This is a genomic window from Hymenobacter psychrophilus (assembly GCF_900107135.1).
GTDB lineage: Bacteria > Bacteroidota > Bacteroidia > Cytophagales > Hymenobacteraceae > Hymenobacter > Hymenobacter psychrophilus.
Genome location: NZ_FNOV01000012.1, coordinates 129,929 through 152,938, shown reverse-complemented (window position 1 = coordinate 152,938; position 23,010 = coordinate 129,929). Strand labels below are relative to the sequence as shown.

At 60.8% G+C, this 23,010-nt stretch carries 23 protein-coding genes; 10 read left to right on the top strand and 13 right to left on the bottom strand.

The genetic code is table 11. From position 1 onward, the window contains the following. Positions 1-192 precede the first annotated feature (192 nt). The 4 genes from BLW21_RS17380 to BLW21_RS17365 all read right to left on the bottom strand — a co-directional run bounded on the left by BLW21_RS17380 (position 193) and on the right by BLW21_RS17365 (position 3,689). Positions 193-1,122, bottom strand: coding sequence for a ferritin-like domain-containing protein (locus BLW21_RS17380; protein ID WP_092742545.1), 930 nt, complete (start codon positions 1,120-1,122; stop codon positions 193-195). Positions 1,123-1,141: 19 nt separating this feature from the next. Next, complete coding sequence (locus BLW21_RS17375) at positions 1,142-1,876, bottom strand: ferritin-like domain-containing protein (RefSeq protein WP_092742544.1); 735 nt, start codon at positions 1,874-1,876, stop codon at positions 1,142-1,144. Between the two features lie 252 nt (positions 1,877-2,128). After that, complete coding sequence (locus BLW21_RS17370; protein ID WP_092742543.1) at positions 2,129-2,929, bottom strand: ferritin-like domain-containing protein; 801 nt, start codon at positions 2,927-2,929, stop codon at positions 2,129-2,131. A gap of 28 nt (positions 2,930-2,957) precedes the next feature. Then, the gene (locus BLW21_RS17365) at positions 2,958-3,689 is read right to left on the bottom strand and encodes a ferritin-like domain-containing protein (RefSeq protein WP_092742540.1); all 732 of its coding nucleotides are present in this window, start codon (positions 3,687-3,689) and stop codon (positions 2,958-2,960) included. 357 nt (positions 3,690-4,046) lie between these two features. Between BLW21_RS17365 and BLW21_RS17360 the strand changes: the two genes are divergently transcribed. The 3 genes from BLW21_RS17360 (at position 4,047) to BLW21_RS17350 (ending at position 7,479) form a co-directional block, all read left to right on the top strand. Then, positions 4,047-5,537 carry a BatD family protein gene (locus BLW21_RS17360; protein WP_092742538.1) on the top strand — a complete coding sequence of 497 codons (1,491 nt, stop codon included), beginning with the start codon at positions 4,047-4,049 and terminating at the stop codon, positions 5,535-5,537. A gap of 49 nt (positions 5,538-5,586) precedes the next feature. Continuing rightward, positions 5,587-6,663, top strand: a complete 1,077-nt coding sequence (gene aroC, locus BLW21_RS17355) for a chorismate synthase (RefSeq protein ID WP_092742536.1) — start codon at positions 5,587-5,589, stop codon at positions 6,661-6,663. A gap of 186 nt (positions 6,664-6,849) precedes the next feature. Further along, positions 6,850-7,479, top strand: coding sequence for a NifU family protein (locus BLW21_RS17350; RefSeq protein ID WP_092742534.1), 630 nt, complete (start codon positions 6,850-6,852; stop codon positions 7,477-7,479). Positions 7,480-7,760: 281 nt separating this feature from the next. Here the strand turns inward: BLW21_RS17350 and secDF are convergent, their stop codons facing one another. The 5 genes from secDF to BLW21_RS17325 form a co-directional block, all read right to left on the bottom strand. Beyond that, positions 7,761-10,817, bottom strand: coding sequence for a protein translocase subunit SecDF (gene secDF, locus BLW21_RS17345; RefSeq protein ID WP_245711946.1), 3,057 nt, complete (start codon positions 10,815-10,817; stop codon positions 7,761-7,763). A 206-nt stretch (positions 10,818-11,023) separates the two neighbouring features. Further along, a complete protein-coding gene (locus BLW21_RS17340) occupies positions 11,024-11,401 on the bottom strand; it encodes a hypothetical protein (protein WP_092742532.1) in 378 nt (125 codons plus the stop codon). Between the two features lie 132 nt (positions 11,402-11,533). Further along, complete coding sequence (locus BLW21_RS17335; RefSeq protein ID WP_092742531.1) at positions 11,534-12,166, bottom strand: uridine kinase family protein; 633 nt, start codon at positions 12,164-12,166, stop codon at positions 11,534-11,536. 209 nt (positions 12,167-12,375) lie between these two features. Further along, positions 12,376-12,957: an RdgB/HAM1 family non-canonical purine NTP pyrophosphatase gene (gene rdgB / locus BLW21_RS17330; RefSeq protein WP_092742523.1), complete on the bottom strand. Its 582-nt coding sequence runs from the start codon at positions 12,955-12,957 to the stop codon at positions 12,376-12,378. Positions 12,958-13,042: 85 nt separating this feature from the next. After that, complete coding sequence (locus BLW21_RS17325) at positions 13,043-13,402, bottom strand: hypothetical protein (protein ID WP_092742521.1); 360 nt, start codon at positions 13,400-13,402, stop codon at positions 13,043-13,045. Between the two features lie 319 nt (positions 13,403-13,721). Here BLW21_RS17325 and BLW21_RS17320 point away from each other — a divergent pair, with 319 nt between their 5' ends. The 5 genes from BLW21_RS17320 to hemC all read left to right on the top strand — a co-directional run bounded on the left by BLW21_RS17320 (position 13,722) and on the right by hemC (position 18,280). Next, the gene (locus BLW21_RS17320; RefSeq protein WP_092742518.1) at positions 13,722-13,988 is read left to right on the top strand and encodes a type B 50S ribosomal protein L31; all 267 of its coding nucleotides are present in this window, start codon (positions 13,722-13,724) and stop codon (positions 13,986-13,988) included. A gap of 160 nt (positions 13,989-14,148) precedes the next feature. Beyond that, positions 14,149-15,384, top strand: a complete 1,236-nt coding sequence (locus BLW21_RS17315; protein WP_092742515.1) for a GlmU family protein — start codon at positions 14,149-14,151, stop codon at positions 15,382-15,384. Between the two features lie 57 nt (positions 15,385-15,441). Beyond that, positions 15,442-15,867: a hypothetical protein gene (locus BLW21_RS17310; protein ID WP_092742505.1), complete on the top strand. Its 426-nt coding sequence runs from the start codon at positions 15,442-15,444 to the stop codon at positions 15,865-15,867. Positions 15,868-15,870: 3 nt separating this feature from the next. Then, positions 15,871-17,007: a DNA polymerase III subunit gene (locus tag BLW21_RS17305; RefSeq protein WP_092742495.1), complete on the top strand. Its 1,137-nt coding sequence runs from the start codon at positions 15,871-15,873 to the stop codon at positions 17,005-17,007. Positions 17,008-17,341: 334 nt separating this feature from the next. Then, positions 17,342-18,280 (top strand): hydroxymethylbilane synthase, encoded by a 939-nt coding sequence (gene hemC / locus BLW21_RS17300; protein WP_092742487.1) that lies wholly within the window; start codon positions 17,342-17,344, stop codon positions 18,278-18,280. Between the two features lie 54 nt (positions 18,281-18,334). Here the strand turns inward: hemC and BLW21_RS17295 are convergent, their stop codons facing one another. After that, the gene (locus BLW21_RS17295; RefSeq protein ID WP_092742485.1) at positions 18,335-18,985 is read right to left on the bottom strand and encodes a DUF2238 domain-containing protein; all 651 of its coding nucleotides are present in this window, start codon (positions 18,983-18,985) and stop codon (positions 18,335-18,337) included. Between the two features lie 332 nt (positions 18,986-19,317). On the opposite strand from BLW21_RS17295, the gene BLW21_RS17290 reads away from it, so the two are divergent. Continuing rightward, complete coding sequence (locus tag BLW21_RS17290) at positions 19,318-19,959, top strand: peptidylprolyl isomerase (RefSeq protein ID WP_092742483.1); 642 nt, start codon at positions 19,318-19,320, stop codon at positions 19,957-19,959. Positions 19,960-19,998: 39 nt separating this feature from the next. Continuing rightward, a complete protein-coding gene (locus BLW21_RS17285) occupies positions 19,999-20,907 on the top strand; it encodes an SDR family oxidoreductase (protein WP_092742481.1) in 909 nt (302 codons plus the stop codon). Between the two features lies 1 nt (position 20,908). On the opposite strand, the gene BLW21_RS17280 is transcribed toward BLW21_RS17285, so the two are convergent. From BLW21_RS17280 to BLW21_RS17270, 3 genes are all read right to left on the bottom strand, one after another. Then, on the bottom strand, positions 20,909-21,445 hold the full coding sequence (locus tag BLW21_RS17280; protein WP_092742478.1) for a hypothetical protein: 537 nt from the start codon (positions 21,443-21,445) through the stop codon (positions 20,909-20,911). Positions 21,446-21,586: 141 nt separating this feature from the next. After that, positions 21,587-22,129: a PKD domain-containing protein gene (locus BLW21_RS17275; protein WP_139255286.1), complete on the bottom strand. Its 543-nt coding sequence runs from the start codon at positions 22,127-22,129 to the stop codon at positions 21,587-21,589. 145 nt (positions 22,130-22,274) lie between these two features. Further along, entirely contained in the window at positions 22,275-22,985 is a 711-nt protein-coding gene (locus BLW21_RS17270; RefSeq protein WP_092742472.1) for a LytR/AlgR family response regulator transcription factor, read from the bottom strand. Positions 22,986-23,010 lie beyond the last annotated feature (25 nt).

Here is a 23,010-nt window from a genome sequence, read left to right as displayed (position 1 = left end):
CAACTGCAAAAAAAGGCTAAGTACTGCTTGGGACCAGTATCAACCTTTCTTGAAAGATACAAAAAAATGCCGGACGGATGCAAGCTGTCAAACCGGTAGTACCACCAGCCCATTAGGCTAAATGCAGCAGGAGGAGCGTGAAAATCACGCTCCTCCTGAAAAAGCAATTGCTTTCCGGCTGTTCAGCCGCAATCAATATGTGAACAGGGCCGCTACATTCGTGGCTACAACAGCCTCGGCAGGTTCGTCGAAAGCTTCGGCAACCTTGCGCAGAATGGCTTCCGGGCTCAGTGGTGGGGTAGCCACGTTGATGGGTAAGGTCGAATCGAAGGGCACGGAAACCAGCGCACCCAACTGGCCATTAGCGTCGCTGATGTTGTAGGTCTGGATGCTGCTCGATTCTCCCTCGTACACGCGGGTTATGGCCGCACTGGTGGCTGGCACCGCCGCGTCGTCGGGGCTGACCCAGCTTTTGACCACAACCCCGCGCTGCCGCCGCAACGTCCGCAGGTGTGCGGCATGGCGGGCTTCGGCCGAGTGGGTCCGCAGCAGCGTTTCGGTCAGGTAGATATCGGAACGCACAAAATCAACCTGGCTCTTATAAACCCGCACGGCTGCATCCTTAATGACCTGCGCCACGAGCAGATAAGCGTCGGGGTTGGTTTGAATGTTGGGGTAAAGCGCGGCCTGCGTGCCGTTCTTGCTGCCCGTAAAATCGTAGCGCGGCGTTGCCGGCAGTGTGGCTCCGCCGTCGACGATCAGCTGCGAAAACAGGGCAATACGCTGTACTTCCTGCTGCTGAATAACCTGGATACCGGCTTTTTCGGTGGCCGTGAGGGGCAGCGCGGGGTAGCCAGGAACCAGGCCCAGGGCCCGCGAGTGCAACTCGTTGTCGAGCGCGGCTAATTGGCGTACCAATAGCAGTACATCGAGGCGGGTGCGGGTGTCGAGAGTGCCAGCGGTGGCCGGTTGGCCAAGGGCGCTGAGCAGCAGGCCCGGCAGCAGGGCTGTACTGGCCTGGCCAAGCTGGCCAAGGGCAGCGCGACGTGGGGCGGCCGGTTGGGGCGCGGCAGAAGTCGAATCGAGGTCGGCCAACCGGGCCAGCAGGTTCAGAAAGTCCATGAGAAAGAAAAAGCGGAGCCTAGAGCAGCATCAGGTTGTCGGCCACCAGCACCACGGGTACCAGTGATGCCAGCGACTTGGCCACTTCAACGGGCGTTTTTATGGTATCGAGCCCGGCCTGGTTGCCGGTCTGCGTTATGACATCGGAGCCGGCAAAGGAATCGGGTTCGGCCTGGTCGCGCACAAAGGCAGCGTGCCGGGCCTTTACAGAGGTTATTTTGAGCAGCAGGCGCAGATAAGAGCCGTTGCGCAGCCGCCGGCCCAGCCCGTTGTAGGCACCCACCCCAATATCTTCGAGGGTACGGGCTGCGGCGTACACGCCGGCCCGGGTGGTGAGGGTATAAGGCGTAAAGTTGAACTCCAGTGCTGTCGCCAGGCCGTTGTCGTAAGCTCCGGTTTGTGGATTTGGACCCAGCACGGATTTGTATAGTTCGCGGTAGATGACTTCATGGTCGCGCATATCTACACACGCAGCCGTATCGGCCGCAGTAAAGTCGGCCGGTGGCGTAGTCACTACCTTCTGATAAAAAGAGGCACTTATCTGCGCCAGCAGGTAGGTCAGATTTAAAATACCCGTGTCGTTGGCTGCAAAAACCAGCGTTCCGGTTCCCACATCCGTCACGGTCGGGTCATCGTCTTTACCGCAGCCGGCCAGTACAAGTGCCGAAGAAGCGGCCGTAGCACCAGCCACCCGCAGGAAAGTGCGCCGGTGCAGGGCCCGGCCCGAAAATGAAGTGTCTGCCAAATCAGCCATACGCGAAAATAAACCCGACAGGCGCAACCCAACGCAGGTTGCGAATTACCGGAATGTAAAGGTACTTCTTTGAACCGGGATGCGCTACGGCCATGATACCGATAAAGATCGTAAGGTTGCGTGGCCGTTCGGATGAGTCCGAACCGCCACGACGGCGTACCGTAGCCACACGCACAGATAGCAATAAACAAAAACAGGCTACTCCTTGCGGAACAGCCTGTTTTTAGAATTAAGCAAGAATGCTACAGCAGTTTAGGCTACTAGTCCACCGGCGCGCGAAGCGTCGAGTACCTCCGCCATCGTTAGTATTTCGTCGAACGAAGCAGCGGCTTCGTTGGCCGTGTAGGGCGTGCCCAAATCAGTAGTGATATTGACTTTGGACTGCACAACGTTGTCCTCGCGGATGTTACCGGTATACACCGGTCCAAGCGGGGCAGGCAGGCTCGAAGCCGAAGCCGGAATCCACGCTGTCTGTCCGCGCATGGTACGAATATGAGCCGCGTGGCGAGCTTCCACCGAATGAATCTGAAGGGCTACCTGAAGCAACGCACTATTGCTCATCAGGTTACCAGCCTGGCCCTTGTAGGCCCGCACACCAGTATCTTCCAGCGCCTGGGCTACAACTAGCTGCGTCTCGTAGTCAGCGGGGAAAGCCGACTGCTTGAACTTCACGTCTTTAACAGGCGTGCCTTTCAGATCAGAAATAGTTTTGGTCAGCAGGGCCACGTGGGCCGTCTCGTGCTTCAGGATGAGTGCAATAGCACCAGCCGGAGCACCGGCAGGCACTTTACCAGCGGCGGTCATCTTCTTGTAGAAGTCTTCTTCCAGCAGTTCCAGCGTCAGTGCGTAGTTGAGCACCTCGATTATGCTGGGGCCAGCGGCCTGACCGTAAGCTTTCGAAAACAAAGAAGCGACGAAGACCGGGGCGGCGGCCAGTGCGCCTTTTTTGGCCGTAGAGCCTAAGCCTTTGAATACTGCCCGACGGGAGTCGAAGCGGCCTAGAACGTCGGCGTCTACTTCCGACAGTTGCTCAATGATGCGAAGTATGTTCATGATGGGGTGTCGTTAGGGGAGGGAAGGATTACTTGCCGACGTTCGAGGCGTCGAGCTTCACTTTGATAAACGGCTGTGCTGCCGCGATAACATCTACCGGCTCCATTGCCTTATCGAGGCCCGTAGCAGGGTCGATGATGCTGTCGTCGGCAAATGAGCCATTGGAAATCAGGTCGCGCACATAAGCAGCGTGACGAGCTTCCACCGAAACGATCTGACCGGCAATTACCAGGTAAGCAGGCGTTTTGAGGTATTTACCCGCACCGTTGTAAGCGGCTACACCCAAGTCTTCAAATGTTTTGGCAGTAGCCAGTACAGAAGCCCGCTTGGTGAAGTCAATAGAGGTGAAGTTCAGATCAGCGGCACCCAGCGTTGGGATAATTTTGCCGGGAGCGTCGCGGTTGATGGCAGCCTTGAAGAAGTCACGGTGGATAGCTTCGTGGGCAGCTACTTGGCTGAAGTAATCTTTTTCTACAGCTGAGAAATCGGCAGCTGGCGTGGCCTTTACCTGCGCGTAAAAAGCTGCTTCGAGCTGCTCCAGCGCGTAAGCGTAGTTAAGTACGCCAACATCGCCAGAACCCAGGCTCACTGTGCCGTTAGGTACTACGTTGTCGTTATCGTCGTCGCAGCCCGAGAGCAGCAGGGCCGTAGCCCCGGCCGTAGCGCCAGCGTACATGAAGAAGGAACGGCGCTTGATGGGCGTGTAAAGCGGCTTGGCGAATTCCGCCTCTTCGCTGGCATTTTGCTTGATGTTGGACATTGGGGGAAAAGTTTGGGTGAGAAAAGGCAATAAACGTATAACTGCGCTGGAGCAGTAAATTGTAGACCAGTGGCTTCTGCTAAAATCAGCCGAAGAATACTTGTTGGCATGAGGTACGGCACTAGCGGGGCCATGGATTGAGAAATGCCGGAATTCTGTAACATGCTACTTGTAATGCGCTGACAGATAGGGTATCCTTTTTCCGGGTGATAGACGGGTGTATCCAAGGTGGCCCGATTGGAGAGGGTTGATATTCAGACTTCTGCATTAAAGCCGGGTAATTGGCAGCAGGCCGTAGGCGGGGCGGCCCAAGCGGTTTTTCGTAGCTTTGAAATCCACCCGCTCAACTTGGGCCTCATGCGTTTAGTACTGGTCGTGTTTTGCTGGATGCGGCTGTTGCTGCTGTTGCTGCTAGCCCCCAGCGCCCGCGCGCAGCCGGCCCCGGCTTCGGGCGCCGCCGATATTGAATTGGGCCTGGGTACGTTTCCACTCAACGAGTACTACACCATCAGCTTTCGGCTGCGCGGTGCCCCGCTGGAGCGCTACTCGGCTTTCCCCGACCTGGAAGGCTTCAAGAAAAGCGGCAAGTCGAGCACCACTACCACGCGCATCGTGGGTGGGCAGAGCTTCACGGAGCTGATCATCACGCAGCGCTACGCCGCCTTCGCCGAGGGCGAGTATGAAATCAAGCCCTTCAGTATGAAGGTGAACGGGCTGACGCTGGAATCGGCGGGAGCCAAACTGAAAGTGGGGCCGCAGCAGGCCCCGGCCACGCCTGCGCCCGGTGGCACGGCCCCGCTGCAGGGCCTGGGCCTGCTCGACCAGCTGTTTGGTAAGCCCAAGCCGCAGGACTACGTGGAGACCCGCGACCAGGCTTTCCTGGCCCTTACCCCTGATAAGGCCCGGGTGTTTGTGGGCGAGGGCCTGCACGTGGCGCTGTACTTCTACCTGCGGCCCGAAGACCAGGCGGTGCTCGATTTTTACGATTTTGCGGGTCAGCTACCGGCTATTATCCGGCAGTTGCACCTGCGCACGGTGTGGGAGGAGAGCTTCGATGAGCAGGAAGTGGTGCCCGAAAACGTAACAGTGGGCGACCAGCCGTTTCTGCGCTACCGCCTCTGGGAGGCCGAACTCTACCCGCTCAATGCCGAGCCGCTCACCTTTCCGGCCGTCGAGCTGAAGATGCGCAAGTATAAAGTGGCCAAGAAGCCCGCCGAGGGCCTCGACAACCGGCTCGAAGGCTACAAAACCTACCGCTCGGCCCCGCTCACGGTGCCGGTGGTGCCCCTGCCACCCCACCCGTTGCGCGACCAGGTGCCGGTAGGCAACTACGAGCTGAAGGAGTTCTTCGACCGCACCACGTTCCGTACCGGCCGCACATTTGCCTACACCTTTGGGGTTGAGGGCGAAGGCAACCTGGCCACCGTGAACCTGCCCGCTCCCGTGCCCCCGGCTGGCCTGGAGCTCTACGGCCCCGAAGTGCAACAGGCCCTTACCCGCCAGAACGGTCGGGTAGGGGGGCGCAAGAGCTTCCGTTTCCGCCTGGTGGCCCGCCAGCCGGGGGCCATCAACCTCGACACGCTGTTCCAACTCATCGTTTTCAACCCAGCCACGGCCCGCTACGACACGCTGCGCCCGAAACTACAACCTATAGTGGCGGGCCCTGAGCGCCCCGCCAGCGTGCTACGCCCTATTCCCACCGACCCATTTTACCGTCAGGCCCTGGCCGACGCCAACGCCACTGTTCGTCCCCGTGGCATCTACCGCGACGTGCGCCGCTACGCCAACCTGTTTCTGGGCGTGCTACTGGTTTTTGCGCTTTGGGGCTGGTGGCAAGCGCGGCGGTGAAGTGGTGTGGGACTATCTTTGCAGAATCACTTAGTCACTATCTCACCGCATGAATACTTTCGGCCACTTGTTTCGTATTACTACATTTGGCGAGTCGCACGGGCCGGGAATTGGGGTAGTGATTGACGGCTGCCCGGCAGGACTGGCCGTAACCGACGAGCAGATTCAGGTGGCGCTGGACCGGCGGCGGCCGGGGCAGTCGGACCTGACGACGCCGCGCGCCGAGGCCGACCGGGTGGAGGTGCAGTCGGGTATCTTTCGGGGGCAGACCACGGGCACGCCCATTAGCCTGTACATCCGCAACCAGGACCAGCACAGCCACGACTACTCGCACATCGAGCACGCCTACCGCCCCTCGCACGCCGATTACACCTATGACCAGAAATACGGCCGGCGCGACTTCCGGGGCGGCGGCCGCAGTTCGGCCCGCGAAACAGCCGCCCGCGTAGCCGCCGGCGCCGTGGCCCAGCAGCTGCTCAACCAGCATAGCATCCAAGTGAACAGCTACGTGTCGCAGGTGGGGGCGGTGGCCGTGCCGGGCGGCTATGAAACGCTCGACTTGGGCCTGATTGACTCGAACCCCGTACGCTGCCCGCACCCCGAAACGGCCGAGCGCATGGCCGCGCTCATCCGCCAGACCCGCGACCGGCACGATACGGTGGGCGGCCTGGTAACGGGCGTAGTGCAGGGGCTGCCCGCGGGCCTGGGCGAACCGGTATTCGACAAGTTGCACGCCGAATTGGGCCGGGCCATGCTGGGCATCAACGCTGTAAAGGGCTTCGAGTACGGCTCGGGCTTTGCCGGTACACTGCTTTTCGGCTCCGAGCACAACGATGAATTTTACACCGACGAAACGGGCCGGGTACGCACCCGCACCAACCACTCGGGCGGCATCCAGGGCGGCATCAGCAACGGGCAGGATGTGTATTTCCGGGTCGCTTTCAAGCCAGTCGCCACCATCCTGCAGCCCCAGGCCACCATCAACGACCAGGGCGAGGAAATCAGCCTGGCTGGCCGCGGCCGCCATGACCCCTGCGTGCTGCCCCGCGCCGTGCCCATCGTGGATGCCATGACCAGCCTTGTGCTGGCCGACCTGCTGCTGCGAGCCAGAGCAAACCGTCTTTGAGCTGTTAGCTGAGAGCTATTAGCTGTCAGCTTTTTCGTTGAGCGGAAGCTAACAGCTAATAGCTCTCAGCTAACAGCTTAAACAAGCTACCTTTGCAACTATTGCTGCTCCGTGCGGTTTTATGGTATTAGGGCCGACCAAAACGGCCCGTTTTTTTTCTTCCGCTTGTCTCCAAGTCTTTCAAACATGGCTGAACAACTCACCGCCCCCGCCGGCCCGGTATCTATTTACGCCGAAGCCTCGCCCAACCCCGAATCCATGAAATTTGTGCTCAACGCCCAGCTGCTGGCTGATGGTGTGAGCGTGGATTATCCGAACCTGGAAGCCGCCGGCAATTCGCCGCTGGCCCAGGAGCTGTTTAACTTCGATTATGTGGGCCGCGTGTTCATCGCCCAGAACTTCGTCACCATTACCAAAACCACGGAGCACCAGTGGGCCCAACTGATTCCGGAGCTGCGCACGTTCCTTAAGTCGTACATCGAAGCCAGCGGTCCCATTTTCACCGTTGACCCCGCCGCCGAGCAGGCCGCTGCCCAGCAGGCCGCCGCTACGCCCGCCAACGCCTCGGAGGCCGATCAGGCCACGAGCCAGAAAATCATCGACCTGCTCGATAACTACGTGCGCCCCGCCGTGGAGCAGGACGGCGGCAACATCACCTTCAAAAGCTTCAACGACGGCATCGTGACCGTGAACCTGCAGGGCTCGTGCTCCGGCTGCCCCTCGGCCACCGTCACGCTGAAATCCGGCATCGAAAACCTGCTCAAGCGCATGGTGCCCGAGGTGCAGAGCGTCGTAGCCGAAGGCATTACCATTTAAATCACAGATGGTGCGGATGCTGCAGATGCAGGCGTCCGCGTTCTGGAAAATCAGAAGAGCCCGGCCAATTGGCCGGGCTCTTCTGATTTGGTGGGTACCACTACCGCACTGCTGAACGGTTTCCGGACGGATATTCCCCTATGCCGCCCATTCTTCTCCGGCAAGGAGCGTCTGAACAGCCGTAGGGCGAAGCTTTTGCTTTGCGCTATACCTTTCCCTGCTAACGCAAAAGAGCCCGGCCAATTGGCCGGGCTCTTTTGCGTTAGCAGGGCTGTTCTGCGTTAGAAAGATATATCTGCGGCAGCTGCGCCAGCCGCGGCATCTTTGCTGTCTATGGTTCCGGTGTACTCAGCTTTGGAGCGTGGGCGTGGGTTTTGTTGCTCATGCCCTGTGTTCAGTTTAGGCGCGTCGCCGTCGGTGTTCATGCGCTCCTTTTCCTTTTTGCCGTAGGTGTCGAGAATCAGCGGAGCCGCAATGAACAGCGACGAGTAGGTGCCGAAGATTACGCCGAGCAGCATGGCGAAGGAGAAGGAGCGCAGTGTTTCACCGCCGAAGATGTAGAGCACGAGCATCACCAGGAACACGGTCGTGAACGTAATCATGGTGCGCGAGAACGTGCTGTTGAGAGCCGGGTTGACCACCTGCGCAAAGGTGAGGTTCTTGTTCTCCTGCAGATACTCCCTGATCCGGTCGTAAATCACGATGGTGTCGTTCATCGAGAAGCCGATGGTGGTCAGGATGGCGGCTACGAATACCTGGTCCATCTCGTAGTTGAGGCCGAACGCCCGGGCAATCGGGAAGGAGGCAATAACGATGAGCGCATCGTGGAACAGCGCCACTACGGCGGCCATCGAATACTGCCACTTCTCGAAGCGGAAGAGTACATACACGAAGATGGCCAGCAGCGTCAGGCCCAGGCTCAGCACCGAGGTGCGCTTGATATCGTCGGCAATAGTGGCGCCCACTTTGGCGGTGCTTTCGATGTTGGGCTTGAGGGCGCCGTACTTGGCATTGAGGCCAGCCAGCAGCGCGGTTTTTACTTTGTCGTCAGCCGCTGTGCTCTCGTCGTCGGCCAGGTAGCCGGTCGTGATGCGCAGGCGGTTATCAGTACCGAAGGTTTTGGCCTCGGTGCCAGCGCCGGCAAAGTTGTTTTTGGTGAGGTAGTCGCGGGCATCGGAGGCTACTACGGGCTTATCGAAGCTCACTACGTAGGCCCGGCCGCCACGGAAATCGACGCCCAGGTTGGGGCCGCCCTGCAGGTACATCAGCCCGAAGCCGATCAGGATGAAGACCGTTGAGAATATGTAGGCCAGCTTACGCTTGCCCACGATATCGAAATTGATGTTTTTGAACAGGTTGCGCGAGAGGAAGGTGCTGAAGGTCAGCGAAGTCGTTTCCTTGCCCTTCACCATCTGCTCGATAATCAGACGCGAGATGTACACGGCCGACAGGAACGAAGTGAACACGCCAATCAGCAGCGTGATGGCGAAGTTCTGCACCGGACCCGTACCGAAGATGAACAGGATAGAGGCAATGATGAGCGTGGTGACGTTGGCATCGAAAATAGCCGAGAACGCCCGCGAGTAGCCTTTGTTGATGGCGTCTTTGGTTTGCAGGCCGTGGTCCATTTCCTCCCGGATTCGCTCAAAAATCAGTACGTTGGCATCTACGGAGGCCGCAATAACGAGCAGCAGACCGGCAATGCCGGGCAGCGTGAGGGCGAAGCTGAACTGGGCCAGAATGCCCATAATCAGGAACAGGTTGAACAACAGTACCACGTCGGCCACAATGCCGGCGCGGCCGTAGTAGGCCGCCATGAAGGCCATAATAATCAGCAGGCCGCCGAGCGTAGAGTACAGGCCCTGGTTGGTGGCTTCCTGGCCCAGCGAGGGGCCTACCACGGCTTCTTCCACAATGCGGGTAGGAGCGGGCAGCTTACCGGCTTTCAGTACGCTGGCTAAGTCCTGGGCTTCCTCAATGGTAAAGTTGCCCGAAATGCTGGAGTTGCCACCGGCAATTTCGGCCTGCACTACGGGGGCCGAGTACACGTAATCGTCGAGCACGATGGCTACCTGGCGGCCGATATTGGCGGCCGTCAGGCGCTCCCACTTGCGGGCACCGCTGGGGTTCATCTGCATTGATACCTCGGCCCCACCGCCCTGCTGGCTGAAGTCGCCGCGGGCGTCGCTGATAACCTCGCCGCCAATGGGCGCTTCGGCGTCGCGGCTCTTGCGGATGGCATAGAGCTGCAGGTACTCCTGGCCATCAATCAGGTCGGGCTTCACGCCCCACATCAGGGTCAGGTTGGAGGGCAGTACGGCGCGGGTGTCGGCGCTGTGCAGCACGGCATTCACGCGGGCCGTGTCGCGGATGTTAGCGCCCAGCGTGCCGGGCATCGTGAACAGGCTGCCCAGTACGTTTTTCTGGGCCAGGGCCGCCGTGTCGGTTTTGGCAGCGGCGGTGTTTTTCTGGGCCAGCTGGCGGGCCAGGGCCGAGGTGTCGCCGGGGGCGGCAGTAGCGGTGGCCGTAGTAGCGGCGGCCGCGGCCGGGGCGGCGGCGGCTTCCTTGGCGCTCAGCACCTGGTTGAGCTGGTTGAGGTAGGGCGCAAACTCATCCTGGCGCCATACTTCCCAGAACTCCAGCTTGGCCTGGCCCTGCACGAGCTTGCGCACGCGGTCGGGGTTATCCACGCCGGGCAGCTCAATCTGGATGCGGCCGGTGCCTTTCACGCGCTGAATGCTGGGCTGGCTGGTGCCGAACTTGTCGATGCGGGTGCGCAGGATGTTGAACGAGCGGTCGATGGCGTCTTCGAGCTGCTTGTTGATTTCGCCGATAACCTGCTGGTCGGTCGAGTTGATATCAATGGCGCCCTTGTTGATGGTGTTGGCGAAGATGCGCGCCAGCTTATCGTTGGGCGCTACCTGCCGGAAAGACTGGGCAAACAGCGTAGTGAAGGGCGTAGAGGGGTTGGTGCGCTGCAACTGCTGCGCCTGCGCCATGGCCTTGTTGAAGTTAGCGTCCTTGCTTTTGCCACTCATGGCCCGCACAATTTCCACCGGCGATACTTCCAGCGTCAGGTGCATGCCGCCGTTCAGGTCCAGGCCCAGGCCCAGCTCCGACTGCCGCACTTCCTTGTACGTAAGCGGCCCGAATACGGGCGCGCGCCACACCGAGTCGAGGTAGTGCTGACGCTGTTTTTCCACGAGCCGTCCGCCTTGGGTGGCGTAGCGCTCGGCATCCCGCTGCACTCCCCGCGAAATGAGGGTCAGCGAGAGGAAGTAGATGCACAACGCCGACAGAATGACTGTCAGCGTAATAATGAGTCCTTTATTACGCATTGATTTTATGGAGCTGTTAGCTACTAGCGGTTAGCCGTTAGCTACTGTTCTGGAAAGCAGTTATACGGGAAGGGAAAAGGCGAAGAATGGAAGCCGGAGCAGTGTAGGAAAGCACTAGGGCTTTCGCAGGCAGGGCGCTTTACAAGGCAGGTGTTAGTCGGTTTTCACCCGCGCTTCGTTACGCCCGTTCTTCGCCTTAGGCGCTACTAGGGAGCCTGGGGCGAGAGGGCTACGCGCAGCAGCCGGGCCCGGGAAAAGGCCACTGGCTGGCCAGAATAAGGAAAAACAGTGAATTGCGTGGCAGCCAACCATTGGGACCGGGCCGGGAGCAGCAGCGGCGGCGCGGGCAGCCAGGTATCGGCCACGGCGGGCAGCTCGGCCACCAGAATAGGCGTTGCTTCCAGGTTTACCCGCTCCTTCACTACGGCTATGCGGCTGGCCACCGCGGCGCGGGCCGGGGCTCCGGCAACTGGCAGCACCCGCAACGTCGCCACCGATTGGTGGTTGAGGCCCAGCACCATCAGCACCGTTAAGGTGAGAAAGGCGAGGCGCAGACGCGGTAAAAAGGCGGTGAGCAGCAGCACGGAACAGATGTAAGAACTACAAATATAGGTTTTTGCCTGCGCGGCTGCAACGCCCCGGCCCGCCGCTGGCTTAAATCCACGAAAAAGCCCCCGAAAATTTCGGGGGCTGCGCGCGAAAGAAGGCTGTTCCGGCTACCCGGCCCGGCTGGCTACCACTTTGCCGCGCAGGTAGGCTACCAGCACCTCAAGGCCCTTGTCGAAGCGGTGGTTGTTCGGAATAATCAGGTCGGCGTCCTGCTGGAAGGGCTTGATGTACTTCTCGTAAGTGGGTGCTACGTGGTGGGTGTAGCGGTACAGTACGTCCTCCAGGTCGTAGCCCCGCTCGTCCCGGTCGCGGATGATGCGGCGCTGCAGCTTTACGTGCTCCTGGGCATCAATAAACACCTTCAGGTCGAGCAGGCGGGCCACGGCTTCAAAGTAGAACACGAAAATGCCTTCTACAACTACAATGGGTGCGGGCCGGAATACCAGCTCGGCCGCCACCACGTTGGGGTTGTTGAAGGTGTACTCGGGCCGGCGCACCTCTTTGCCCTGGCTGATGCGCAACACATCGGCCGCGTAGGCCGCCGAGTCGATGGAGGTGGGCAGGTCGAAATTGGTGACGCCCTGGGCATCGACCAACTGGTTTTCGCGCGGATGGTAATAGTTGTCCTGCGAAATCAGGCAAATATCCTCTTCGGGAAACGAGGCCAGCAGCCGGCGCAGAAAAGTGGTTTTGCCCGAGGCGCTACCGCCCGTGATACCGACGATGAAAGGTTGTTGCATAAGGGAATTTGAGGCCCGTACCGGCAGGGCCAACCCTGCAAAAGTAGTGATTATTAGAAGTGAGAAGGGGGAAGTGAGAAAAGAACGTCATGCTGAGCCTGCCGAAGAATCTCTGCCGCATCAGCGTAACAGCGTCTCAACGAAGCAATAGAGATTCTTCGGCAGGCTCAGCATGACGTTCTTTTTACGCCTGGTTCGCGCACTGTTTCTCACGCCTCCCCCAAAAACGCCACCAGCCCGGCTACGGCGCGGCTGCGGTGGCTGAGGCCGTTCTTTTCGGCCAGCGGCATTTGGGCAAACGTGCGGCCGTCGCCTTCAACGGGCACAAATACCGGGTCGTAGCCGAAGCCGCCGGTTCCGTGCAGCTCCTCGCTGATGCGGCCCTCCACGGCGCCGGCAAACTCGCGCACAGTGCCATCGGGCAGCACCAGCGCCACTACCGTCCGGAACCGGGCCGTGCGGTCGGTTTTATCGTGCAGTTCGTGCAGCAGCTTAGCCACATTGTCTTCGGCCAGGCGCTGGGGGCCGGCATAGCGGGCCGAATACACGCCGGGCGCCCCGTCCAGCGCCGTTACTTCGAGGCCCGTATCATCGGCGAAGCAGGCCACACCAAAGTGGTCCCACACATACTGGGCTTTCTGGCGGGCATTGCCTTCGAGCGTGTCCTGGGTTTCGGGCAACTCCTCGTGGCAGCCGATATCGGCCAGGCTCAGGAGCTGCACGGCAGCCGGCAGCAACGGCCGGATTTCGTCGAGCTTATGGGCGTTGTTGGAGGCGAAGCAGAGACGCATGGTGGCGAGAGGTCAGGTGAAAAAAGGAAGGAGGCCCCAAAAGTACGGGCATAAAAAAGCCGGCCCGGGGCCGGCTCTGCAGTGCTCAGCGGAACATTTGCTTGATCAGGTCCCAGGAGCGGCCCAGCAGGTCGTCGGTAGTCGGCGAGCTTAGGTAGGAGCGGGTGCCGGAGGTTGTGTGCACCGTGAGACGGTAGGTTACCGCGCCCCCCGAGGCGGCTACAGGGCGGGTATCCCGGTCGAAATAAGAATAGCGCGACTGGGCGCAGGCCGTCAGGCTGGTCAGGTGGTCGAATTCGTCATTGGGGCCATCCTGCCGGTCTACGCCATAGCTGACGATGCCGGGTTCGTTGGCCGCGGCCCACTCGAGTTGCACCCCACCCGGCAGGGCCTGGGTGCGAAACAGCAGCAGCGTAGCGCCCGACGCCAACCCGGAGAACAGCAAGATTAATAGGAGTAGGGAAAGTAAACGGTTCATAGCATAGAGAATGGCAGGGTAGAAGGTAGTGCAAGTATAATTGGTTTCGGCCAGAAAGAAAGAGCTGCTACTAAGTGCTTTCAGCAGAATCTGAACAATAGAATGGCCTTGCCAACCCTATCAGGTAGCAGAGAAGGTTGGCTGGTGCCGGCTGCCAGCCCTGGCCGCCGTCTGGGTAGGCCGAGGAAAAAAACGCCCGTAGTTTTTAAAATCCGGACCTAACATGTACTTTTGCAGTCCCTTCCGCAAAATCGGCAGGCACTCAGGTACAAACGGCCCTACGACCATGAAAAAAGACATTCATCCCGAGTATCGCGAAGTGGTATTCCAGGACACTTCCAGCGACTTCAAGTTCGTGACCCGCTCCACGATGAGCTCCAACGAGACCATCACCATGGAAGACGGCAAGACTTACCCCGTTATCAAGGTGGAAGTTAGCTCGGCGTCGCACCCCTTCTACACCGGCAAAAACGTGTTCATCGACACCGCCGGTCGCGTGGAGAAATTCCGCACCCGTTACAGCAAGAAGGTTCAGCAGAGCGAAACCGAATAAGCTTCAAGCTACAGGCTGTAAGCTTTTCTTATTGAAAATCCCGTTGGCCGACCCGCCAACGGGATTTTCTGTTTCCGCTCTCTTGGCCACATCTACATTGCGCTACTTTGTTCTATCCGCCTGCAGCTTGTAGCTTGCGGCTTGAAGCCTACAACTCCCCATGCACGTTCTGCTCTTCGACGACCCGGATATCCGGCCCCGGCTGCTGCCGCTCACCTTCACCCGGCCCGTGGCGGCATTGCGCTGCGGTATTCTCACGCTGGCCGAAAAGTGGCAGCACCGCCTCGGCGTAGCGCAGGTAGGCTACCTCACCGAAGGCTACCTGCAGGCCAAGTTTCCAGCCGGCGAAACGCAGGGGCCGGCCCTGGTCATTAACGGTGCCGTGTGCCCCGACGAGTTGCTGGCCAAGCAGGTGCAGGCCCTGGAGCCCGGTAGCGCCCTTTTTGATGGTGAGCTGCTGGTGGCCGCCCACCTGGCCGACGCCACCCAGGTGGCCGAACTGATTCAGGAAGGCTTCCGCAACACCCACGAAGTAGCCGAGCCGGTTACCGTAATAAAGGAGCTCTGGCACCTGTTTCTGCGCAACGGCACCGAACTCCGCCTCGATTTTGAGCTGCTGACGGCCGGCCGCGAGTCGGCCCCGGTGGGCGACCCGCATACCATCGTGTACGCCCCGGAAAACATCTTCATCGAGCCGGGCGTGAAAATCAGGGCCGCCATTCTCAATGCCGAAAATGGCCCCATTTACCTGGGCCGTAACTCGCAGGTGCATGAGGGCGCCATCATCAGCGGGCCGCTGGCGCTGGGCGAAGGCAGCCACATCAACCCCGGCGCCAAAATGCGCGGCGACAACACCGTGGGCCCCTACTGCAAGGTGGGCGGCGAGGTGGGCAACAGCATCATCATGGGCTACTCCAACAAGGGCCACGACGGCTACCTGGGCAACTCGATTATCGGCGAATGGTGCAACCTGGGGGCCGATACCAACACGAGCAACCTCAAAAACAACTACGCCCCCGTCAAAATCTGGAGCCACGCGGCCGGCCGGTTCGTGAGCACCCACCAGACCTTCTGCGGCCTGATTATGGGCGACCATAGCAAGTGCGGCATCAATACGATGTTCAACACGGGCACGGTGGTGGGCGTGGCGGCCAACATTTTCGGGGCCGGCTTCCCCCGTACCTTCATCCCGAGCTTCAGCTGGGGCGGTCCGGCGGGCTTCGAAACCTTCCGCCTACCCAAGGCAGGCGAGGTAGCCGAGCGCGTAATGGCCCGCCGGCAGCTGAGCTACAACGCCGACGAGCAGGAAATTATGCGCCACGTGTACGAGGCTACAGCCAAGGACCGGGTGTGGGAGAAAGCCGTTCCACCGGTCTCAATTGCCGGCACAGAGTAGTAACTTGAAAGCCAGCCAAGCCACAGGACTGGTGATACTTAGTAGCTCGATAAGCTGATGCAACTTTCTGACGAACACAGGAGCACCTTCTTATTGACGGTCAACCAGTTGATTGAGGAATACGCTGTAGCATATGCCGACGATTTGCTGGAAGGCCGTGTGGTTGATCTGTCTTACCCTCCGAACGGAGGACTGAATTCAGCGGAATCAGAAGCCATTCAGCAGCTTCGTGGTAAACTGGTGCTACACGCTGCTGTGCGCAAAGTTTTGGCAGGGTGCGCTGCTGATGTGGTTTTTGATCTGCTGAATTTGATAGATGGTACTACGGAGCCGATGCATGGCCACTGGCGAGGAGTGCAGCTGGTTGACACTGCCGATTCAAACGCCCAGAATCTTCTCCACGACGGGTTTATGGAGGCTTACTGGGACTGGCGCAAATACAGAGGTGCCGCCGATTGGCATCTGGATTCATTACCCGAATAGCTCATGCGTTTTTCGACCATCCCCGGGCTAGTAAAGGTGAAGCAGATGCTGCTGGGCGGCGTGCGGCGCAGCCATGTGGCGCATGCCCAGCTGTTTCGCGGGGCCGAGGGCTCGGCGGCGCTGGCGCTGGCGTTGGCCTACGCGGCGTTTCTGAACTGCGAGAACCGCCCGCCCGAGGCCGAGGATTCGTGCGGGGCCTGCCCGAGCTGCCAGAAAATCGACAAGCTCATCCATCCCGACCTCAACTTCATCGTGCCCGTAACTACCACCAAAGCGGTGGCTAAGGACGCTACGAGCAGCAAGTTCGGGGCCGAGTGGCGGGCATTCGTGCTGGAAAACCCCTTCCAGGGCCTCAACGACTGGATGCAGCACATCGGAGCCGAGAACAAGCAGGGCAGCATCTCCAAGGATGAAAGCGTGCAGCTGCTGCGGCTGGTGAGCCTCAAAGCGTTTGAGGCGCGGTTCAAAGTCGTTATTATCTGGCTGCCCGAACTGATGCACCCGGCGGCGGCCAACGCCGTGCTCAAGCTGCTGGAAGAGCCGCCGCCGGCCACCGTGTTTCTGCTGGTGAGTTTTGCGCCCGAGCAGCTGCTGCCCACTATCATCAGCCGGGTGCAGCCGGTGGTGGTGCGCGCCCCCGCCGAGGAGGAGTTGGCCGCCTGGCTGCACGAAACTCACCACGTGCCCGAGGCCAAAGCCCGGCAACTGGCCCAACTCACCGACGGCAACGTGGGCGCGGCGCTGGCCGCCGGCAGCGCCACCGCCGACGCCGGCCCCGACTACTACGAGCTATTTGTGGGCTGGATGCGTACCTGCTACGGCAACAAGGTGGCCGATATGCTGAGCAAGAGCGACGAGTTTCAGAAGCTGGGCCGCGAAAACCAGAAGGAGTTTTTTCAATACGCGCTGGCCCTGCTGCGCAAGGTGCTGCTCTTCGGCCTCGACCCGCAGCTGGTGCCCCACCTGCCGGCCCAGGAGCAGGCCTTCATCAAAGGCTTCAGTCCCTTTGTAACGCCCCGCAACGCCGATGCGCTAACCCAGGAAATCAACGAGGCCCACTACCACATCGAGCGCAATGCCAATCCGCGCATGGTGTTTATCGATGCCTCCCTGCGGCTGGCCGAGCTGCTGCGGCCGTAATTTGATAGCTTGCCTGGATTGCGGACGTCGTAGGGGCGGGGCTTGTCCCCGCCCGCCATTAAACGGGTTCGCCTGGTGATGTTCAACTGGCTTCGTTCAGCGGCGGGTGGGGACAAGCCCCGCCCCTACTTCGCCCGCCGCAACTGAAGCGAAATAGGTAATGAAAATACGTTTTCTGGCTTTCAGAGGCACTAAATATGGCTTGCTAATTTGCTATAGCTAGTGTTAAAACCACTATAGGCTCGTTTCTTCAATTGCCGGAGCAGTACCTTTGGCAGGGGCTGAGAACGGGCTTCCAGACCCCAAGCTTTCTGTTTTCTGACGTTAATTCCTAGTGAAAAAACATATTCGCATCGGCACCCGGGGCAGCAAGCTGGCCTTGTGGCAGGCCCACCACGTAGCCGACCGGCTGACGGCCGCCGGGCTGGAGCCGGAAATCGTCATCATCACCACCAAGGGCGACATCGTGCTGGACCGGGCCCTGGATAAAATTGGCTCGAAGGGCGTGTTTACCGAGGAGCTGGAGCAGGGCCTGCGTACCGGCCACATCGACATAGCCGTGCACAGCGCCAAAGACGTGCAGAGCAGCATCCCCGACGACTTGGAGCTGCTGGCCTTTATGGAGCGCGAAAAGGTGAACGACGTGGTGCTGAGCTTTGACGCCGACCTCGATCTGAACCGGCCCGACCTCGTGCTGGGGACCAGCAGCACCCGTCGCCGGGCCATGCTGCGCCGGTTTCTGCCCCACGCCACCGCCGCCGACGTACGCGGCAACCTGCAAACCCGCCTGCGCAAGCTCGAAGAGGGCCATTACCACGGCCTCGTGCTGGCCTATGCCGGCGTGCACCGCATGGAATACGACGGTCTGATTCGGCACGTGCTGCCCGAAACCCGGTACGTGCCGGCCACCGGCCAGGGCAGCGTAGCCATAGAGTGCGCCCGCAACTTGGAGCCGTTGCTTAAAGCCGAACTGCATCGCCTGCTCGACCACGCCGCCACCCATGTCTGCCTGCGGGCCGAGCGCGCCTATTTGCGCGCCATGGAAGGCGGCTGCAGCATCCCCAGCTTCGCACTGGCTACGCTCTCCGCCGATAGCCAGACCGTACAGCTGCACGCCGGTCTCATCAGCCTCGATGGCGCCCAGCTACTCGAAGAAATCCGCACGGCTCCCGCCACCGCCGCCACCCAGCTCGGCACCGAAATAGCCGAAAACATTCTGGGTCGTGGCGGCCGTGAAATTCTGGAAGACATCCGGCAGGGCCGGGGCGAGTGAGTTGGTGGATGCGTATCATGTTGAGTAAAGGCACAGCCGCAACCGCTCACTCACTCACTCACTCACACACTCACTCACCAATTCATCCCTGCGCCGGCGGCCGAACAGGGCGTACAGCACCAGCGCGAAAATGGCTCCGCTGGTGTCGGCCAGCATATCTTTCTGGGCATCCCAGATGTCGCCCTGGCTGCCCAGGAAGGCCGCGCCACTGTCGCCGCCGGCCAGCTCGGCGTACACCCACTCGATTAGCTCGTAGCTCATGGCCACCGTGCCGATGACGCAGAGCGGATAGAGGTAGCTGATTGCCCGGCTGCGGATGAGCTGGCGCGAATCGGTGTACTCGATGAGGGCGTAGGCGTAGAAGCCCACCGAGAAGTGCGCCACTCGGTCGTACATGTTGCGCTGAAAGCCGAACAGGTCGTTAAACCAATCGAACGGTACTTTCTCGAAGGTGTAGTGCCCGCCCACGGTATGCAGGAAAACGAGCACGCTCATCAGGGCGTAGGCAAGGTTGGAAAAGCGCACACCCCGCCGGTAAAGCGCCACCAACAGGCCCACCAGCAGCATAATGGGCACGTTTTCGGCCCACCAGGTGGTGCGGTCGGTGGGGTGCAGGCCCAAGGCTACAAACTCGATGAGGTAGGCCGCCAGTAGCAGGGCGGGAAACCAGTGGAAACGACGTGCCGGAGCTGGAACGGAGCGCATAACGAAGCAGAAAAAAGCAAAAATACGCGGCAACCTACGCAAAATGGGCTGTACCGTAGTGCGCTGATGGATGCTGCCCAAATGTCTGGGTTCCCAGATCCGGCCAACGCTGCCGTTAGGTATGCAAGCCACAATACTGGCCATTCGCCCACTACCTGCCGGCCTGGCCGGCTGAAGGCCTGATACGCCTTGGCTTCTGCGGTGGCGACCGAACCGTGAGCTGTTGTGTCGTGAGCGAGCTGAGCGGAGCAGACTTTTCTGCACTGCCCCGCAAAGAAACCGCGTAAATTAGGGCCGTAATCCGCTTTATATTTCTTGCCCGCTTACCCCATATGAAAAACTTCTTTCGCCGCACGCTGCTGCTGGGCCTGATGCTGACGCTGGCCATACCTGCCGTGCAGGCGGCCAAAAAGCCCCGCAAAAGCAAAAAAGACGAACTCGTGACTATCAGTACTTCGCTAGGCGACATCCGGCTGGTGCTGTTCGAACTGACGCCGGTGCACCGGGCGAATTTTCTGAAGCTGGCCCGCAGTGGTTTCTACGACGGCACCACGTTTCACCGCGTCATCCTCAACTTCATGATTCAGGGCGGCGACCCGAACTCGAAAGACGCTGACCCCACCAACGACGGCCAGGGTTCGGCTGATGAGCAGACGCTACCGGCCGAAATCCGCCCCGAACTGACCCACAGGCGCGGGGCCGTAGCCGCCGCCCGCTCCGCCGACTTTGTGAACCCCGAGCGCCGTAGCAGCGCCTCGCAGTTCTATATCGTGCAAAACCCTACGGGCACGCCCCACCTCAACGGCCAGTATACCGTGTTCGGGCAGGTTATCAGCGGCCAGGAAGTGGTAGACAAAATTGCCCAGCAGCCCACCGGCCAGGCCAACCGCCCCCTCACCGACCTTAAGATGACGGTGAAAGTGGAGAAGTTGAAGAAGAAGAAGATTGCCAAGGGTTTCGGGTATCAGTATTGAGGAGTGAATGACGTTCCCATTACCTCCCATTTCTCGCCAATGAAAATCCTCGTTACCGGCTCCAACGGCTTGCTGGGGCAGAAACTGGTGGCGCTGCTGAGTCGGCAGCCAGGCGTGGCGCTGGTGGCTACTTCGCGCGGCCCCAACAAGCTGGCGGAGCTGTATCCGGAGGTGCGCTTCGTGCCGCTCGACGTAACCGACGGCGCCCAGGTGGCGCGGGTAATGGAAGCCGAAAAGCCCACCCACCTCATCCATACCGCGGCCCTGACCAATGTGGATGAGTGCGAGTTGAACCAGGACGCCTGCTGGGACCAGAACGTGACGGCGGTGGCGCATCTGGTAGCCGCCTGCGAGCAGCACCAGGTGCGACTGGTACACCTGAGCACCGATTTTATCTTCAGCGGCGAAGCCGGGCCGCTGGCCGAGGAGGCCGCGCCGGGGCCAGTGAATTTCTATGGCGAAAGCAAACTGGCCGCCGAGCAGTTGGTGCAGCACAGCCGCGGCCCCTGGGCCATTGTGCGCACAGTACTCGTGTACGGCGTGGCCCACGACTACGGCCGCACCAACCTGGTGCTGTGGGTGCGCGACGCGCTACTGGCCGGCCGGCCCATAAAAGTGGTCGATGACCAGCTGCGTACCCCCACGCTGGCCGAAGACCTGGCCCAGGGCTGCTGGCTGGTAGCCCACCACAATGCTACCGGCATCTATCACATCAGCGGGGCCGAGTTATGCACGCCCTATCAACTGGCGCTGCAGGTCGCCGATTATTTTCAGCTTGATGCCAGCCTGATCAGCCGGGTAGATGCCGCCACGTTTTCGCAGCCGGCCCGCCGGCCGTTGCGCACGGGCTTCGTGGTTGACAAAGCAGTGCGCGAGCTGGGCTACCGGCCCCACTCGCTGGCCGAAGGCATTGCCCTCGTGGCCGCGCAAGCCGAGCCAGCCATTTAGCTTAGTGCCGGATGGTGCCAATGATGGGCGTTGCCGGGCGCACTGGCGCTTTGGTGCGTGATGTGGCGGTGGCTGGCCGGGCCGGAGCCGTGGCTGGCCGCCGGGCCACCGGAGCTTTTTCGACGGTTGGCGCCGTTGCCGGCACCGCTACCGGGCTCGTTGTGGGTCCGGGTTGCCGGACGATGGCCACGGTGGCGGGCAGCGTGTTAGGGGCAGCGGCCAGCAGCCGCTCGAACTGGGCGGGGCTGAGGGTAGTGCTCAACTGCGTGGTGTACTCGCGCCCGATGGCCGTCAGTTTATTCTGGAGCATGGCAGGGTCGTCGGCATACTGCGTGCGCACTTCGGCCTCCTGGCTCAGGCGCAACTGCACCAGGCGGCGCACGGGCAGTTGGCGGGCATCATCAAGCGAAACGAAGGCGGCCAGCGTGCGCGTGGCGGCAGTGGCCTGCTCGCGCAGGGCGGGGACAGTTTCCTGGGCGCGGGCCGCGGCGGGCAGCAGCAGCAGCAGGTTCAGCAGGGCCAGGTATAGGGTTTTCATAAGCGGCAACTAAGCAGGAGGGATGCCGACAGTGTGCCGGGTGGCCGAAGGTAGCCTACCCATTCGGGCCCGGCAGCCGTTTCCGGCCGGGCCCGGGCAAAGCCGCGACCAAGGGCCCAAAAGTCTCGTTGGGCGGCGCGCTTAGGGCAGCACCACAACGGTGCGGCTTACGCAGTGGCTGTCGGGGCAAGCGCCGGGGCCGTTGGCGCGCAGCGCCATGCGCACGGCGTAGGTGCCGGGCCGGCGGAAGCGGTGCTCGGCCCGCGGGCCGGTGCTGGTGGCTCCGTCGCGGAAGTCCCAGATAACCACCATATTCTCGCAGGCCGGCAGCTGCGAGTCGAGGGCATCGAAGGCTACTGGCTGGCCCACCCGCACCGTGTCGGCGGCCCGGAAGTTGACCACGATTTGCTGAGTGAAATCAACGTCGAGTAGCTTTTCGGCCGGCCGCACTTCGCCGCTGGCTTCGTCTACCACATCCAGGCGCACGGTGTAGCGGCGGCGCTCGGCGTAGCAGTGGGCCACGGTGGGACCGGTGAGCCGGGTGCCGTCGCCCATATCCCAGCGGAAAGTGAGGGGGCCGGCGGCGGGGTCAACGGCCTGGCGGGCGTCGAGCTCCACGCACAGCCGGGGCACGCGTGGCGGCGGGCAGGCTACGCTGGTTGTGTCGCCGGCGTTCTGAGCCATCACTGACCGGGCTGGCAGCAACAGCAACAGTGGTAGCAGTAGTAGTGGCAGCAGTAGCAGCAGGCGCCCGGGGCAGAATACGCGAAGCAGCACAGTAGCGAGCGAAAGGAGGATAAGAAAAGAAGGAGTTAACCGAAAAAGACTGCTAAAACCGGTTCAGGCGCTGGAAAACCTCTTTATGATAGGTCTGGCCGATGGGCACAAGCTTATCGGCCAGCAGAATGGAGTTGTCTTCGATGGTCTGGATCTGGCGGATGCTCACAATAAACGAGCGGTGCACCCGCACAAACAATGCCGCCGGAAATTTCTCCTCAATGGCCCGTAGCGTGCTGTACACGATGAGCTTGCTGCGCTTGGTCACGATGTGCACGTAGTCGCCCAGGGCTTCCACGAACAGCACCTCGTCGAATTGCACCTTCACTAGCTTGCTGTCCACCTTTACAAAAGTGAAGGCCGCATCGGCCGCGGCCGGCTGAATGCGGCCCGCCAGCGCCTCGCGGGCCTGCTGGGCCGCCTGCAGAAAGCGGGCGTAGCTGATGGGCTTTACCAGGTAATCGAGCACGGCGTACTCGAAGGCTTCCACAGCGTAGCCCTTGTTGCTGGTGATGAGCACGACCAGCGGCGGGTGCCGGAGCGTGCGCAGCAGGTCGAGGCCCGACATCAGGGGCATCTCCACATCGAGAAACAGCAAGTCGACGGGTTGCTCGCGTAGCACTTCGGCCGCCGCCAGGGCGCTGGTGCAGCTGCCGGCGTGCGTCAGGAAGGGCGTGTTAGCCAGGCAGTTTTCAACAATCTGCACAGCCAGCGGGTCGTCGTCGACTACCAGGCAGCGGAGGGAATCGGGGTTTTCGGCCATGCCTGCAAAGCTACAGTCTTTCTTC

What these genes read in the sequence shown, in the direction of transcription:
- BLW21_RS17380 (WP_092742545.1), bottom strand. Translation starts at nt 1,122, where the DNA reads ATGGACTTTCTGAACCTGCTGGCCCGGTTGGCCGACCTCGATTCGACT.
- BLW21_RS17375 (WP_092742544.1), bottom strand. Translation starts at nt 1,876, where the DNA reads ATGGCTGATTTGGCAGACACTTCATTTTCGGGCCGGGCCCTGCACCGG.
- BLW21_RS17370 (WP_092742543.1), bottom strand. Translation starts at nt 2,929, where the DNA reads ATGAACATACTTCGCATCATTGAGCAACTGTCGGAAGTAGACGCCGAC.
- BLW21_RS17365 (WP_092742540.1), bottom strand. Translation starts at nt 3,689, where the DNA reads ATGTCCAACATCAAGCAAAATGCCAGCGAAGAGGCGGAATTCGCCAAG.
- BLW21_RS17360 (WP_092742538.1), top strand. Translation starts at nt 4,047, where the DNA reads ATGCGTTTAGTACTGGTCGTGTTTTGCTGGATGCGGCTGTTGCTGCTG.
- aroC (WP_092742536.1), top strand. Translation starts at nt 5,587, where the DNA reads ATGAATACTTTCGGCCACTTGTTTCGTATTACTACATTTGGCGAGTCG.
- BLW21_RS17350 (WP_092742534.1), top strand. Translation starts at nt 6,850, where the DNA reads ATGGCTGAACAACTCACCGCCCCCGCCGGCCCGGTATCTATTTACGCC.
- secDF (WP_245711946.1), bottom strand. Translation starts at nt 10,817, where the DNA reads ATGCGTAATAAAGGACTCATTATTACGCTGACAGTCATTCTGTCGGCG.
- BLW21_RS17335 (WP_092742531.1), bottom strand. Translation starts at nt 12,166, where the DNA reads ATGCAACAACCTTTCATCGTCGGTATCACGGGCGGTAGCGCCTCGGGC.
- rdgB (WP_092742523.1), bottom strand. Translation starts at nt 12,957, where the DNA reads ATGCGTCTCTGCTTCGCCTCCAACAACGCCCATAAGCTCGACGAAATC.
- BLW21_RS17320 (WP_092742518.1), top strand. Translation starts at nt 13,722, where the DNA reads ATGAAAAAAGACATTCATCCCGAGTATCGCGAAGTGGTATTCCAGGAC.
- BLW21_RS17315 (WP_092742515.1), top strand. Translation starts at nt 14,149, where the DNA reads ATGCACGTTCTGCTCTTCGACGACCCGGATATCCGGCCCCGGCTGCTG.
- BLW21_RS17310 (WP_092742505.1), top strand. Translation starts at nt 15,442, where the DNA reads ATGCAACTTTCTGACGAACACAGGAGCACCTTCTTATTGACGGTCAAC.
- BLW21_RS17305 (WP_092742495.1), top strand. Translation starts at nt 15,871, where the DNA reads ATGCGTTTTTCGACCATCCCCGGGCTAGTAAAGGTGAAGCAGATGCTG.
- BLW21_RS17295 (WP_092742485.1), bottom strand. Translation starts at nt 18,985, where the DNA reads ATGCGCTCCGTTCCAGCTCCGGCACGTCGTTTCCACTGGTTTCCCGCC.
- BLW21_RS17290 (WP_092742483.1), top strand. Translation starts at nt 19,318, where the DNA reads ATGAAAAACTTCTTTCGCCGCACGCTGCTGCTGGGCCTGATGCTGACG.
- BLW21_RS17285 (WP_092742481.1), top strand. Translation starts at nt 19,999, where the DNA reads ATGAAAATCCTCGTTACCGGCTCCAACGGCTTGCTGGGGCAGAAACTG.
- BLW21_RS17280 (WP_092742478.1), bottom strand. Translation starts at nt 21,445, where the DNA reads ATGAAAACCCTATACCTGGCCCTGCTGAACCTGCTGCTGCTGCTGCCC.
- BLW21_RS17275 (WP_139255286.1), bottom strand. Translation starts at nt 22,129, where the DNA reads ATGGCTCAGAACGCCGGCGACACAACCAGCGTAGCCTGCCCGCCGCCA.
- BLW21_RS17270 (WP_092742472.1), bottom strand. Translation starts at nt 22,985, where the DNA reads ATGGCCGAAAACCCCGATTCCCTCCGCTGCCTGGTAGTCGACGACGAC.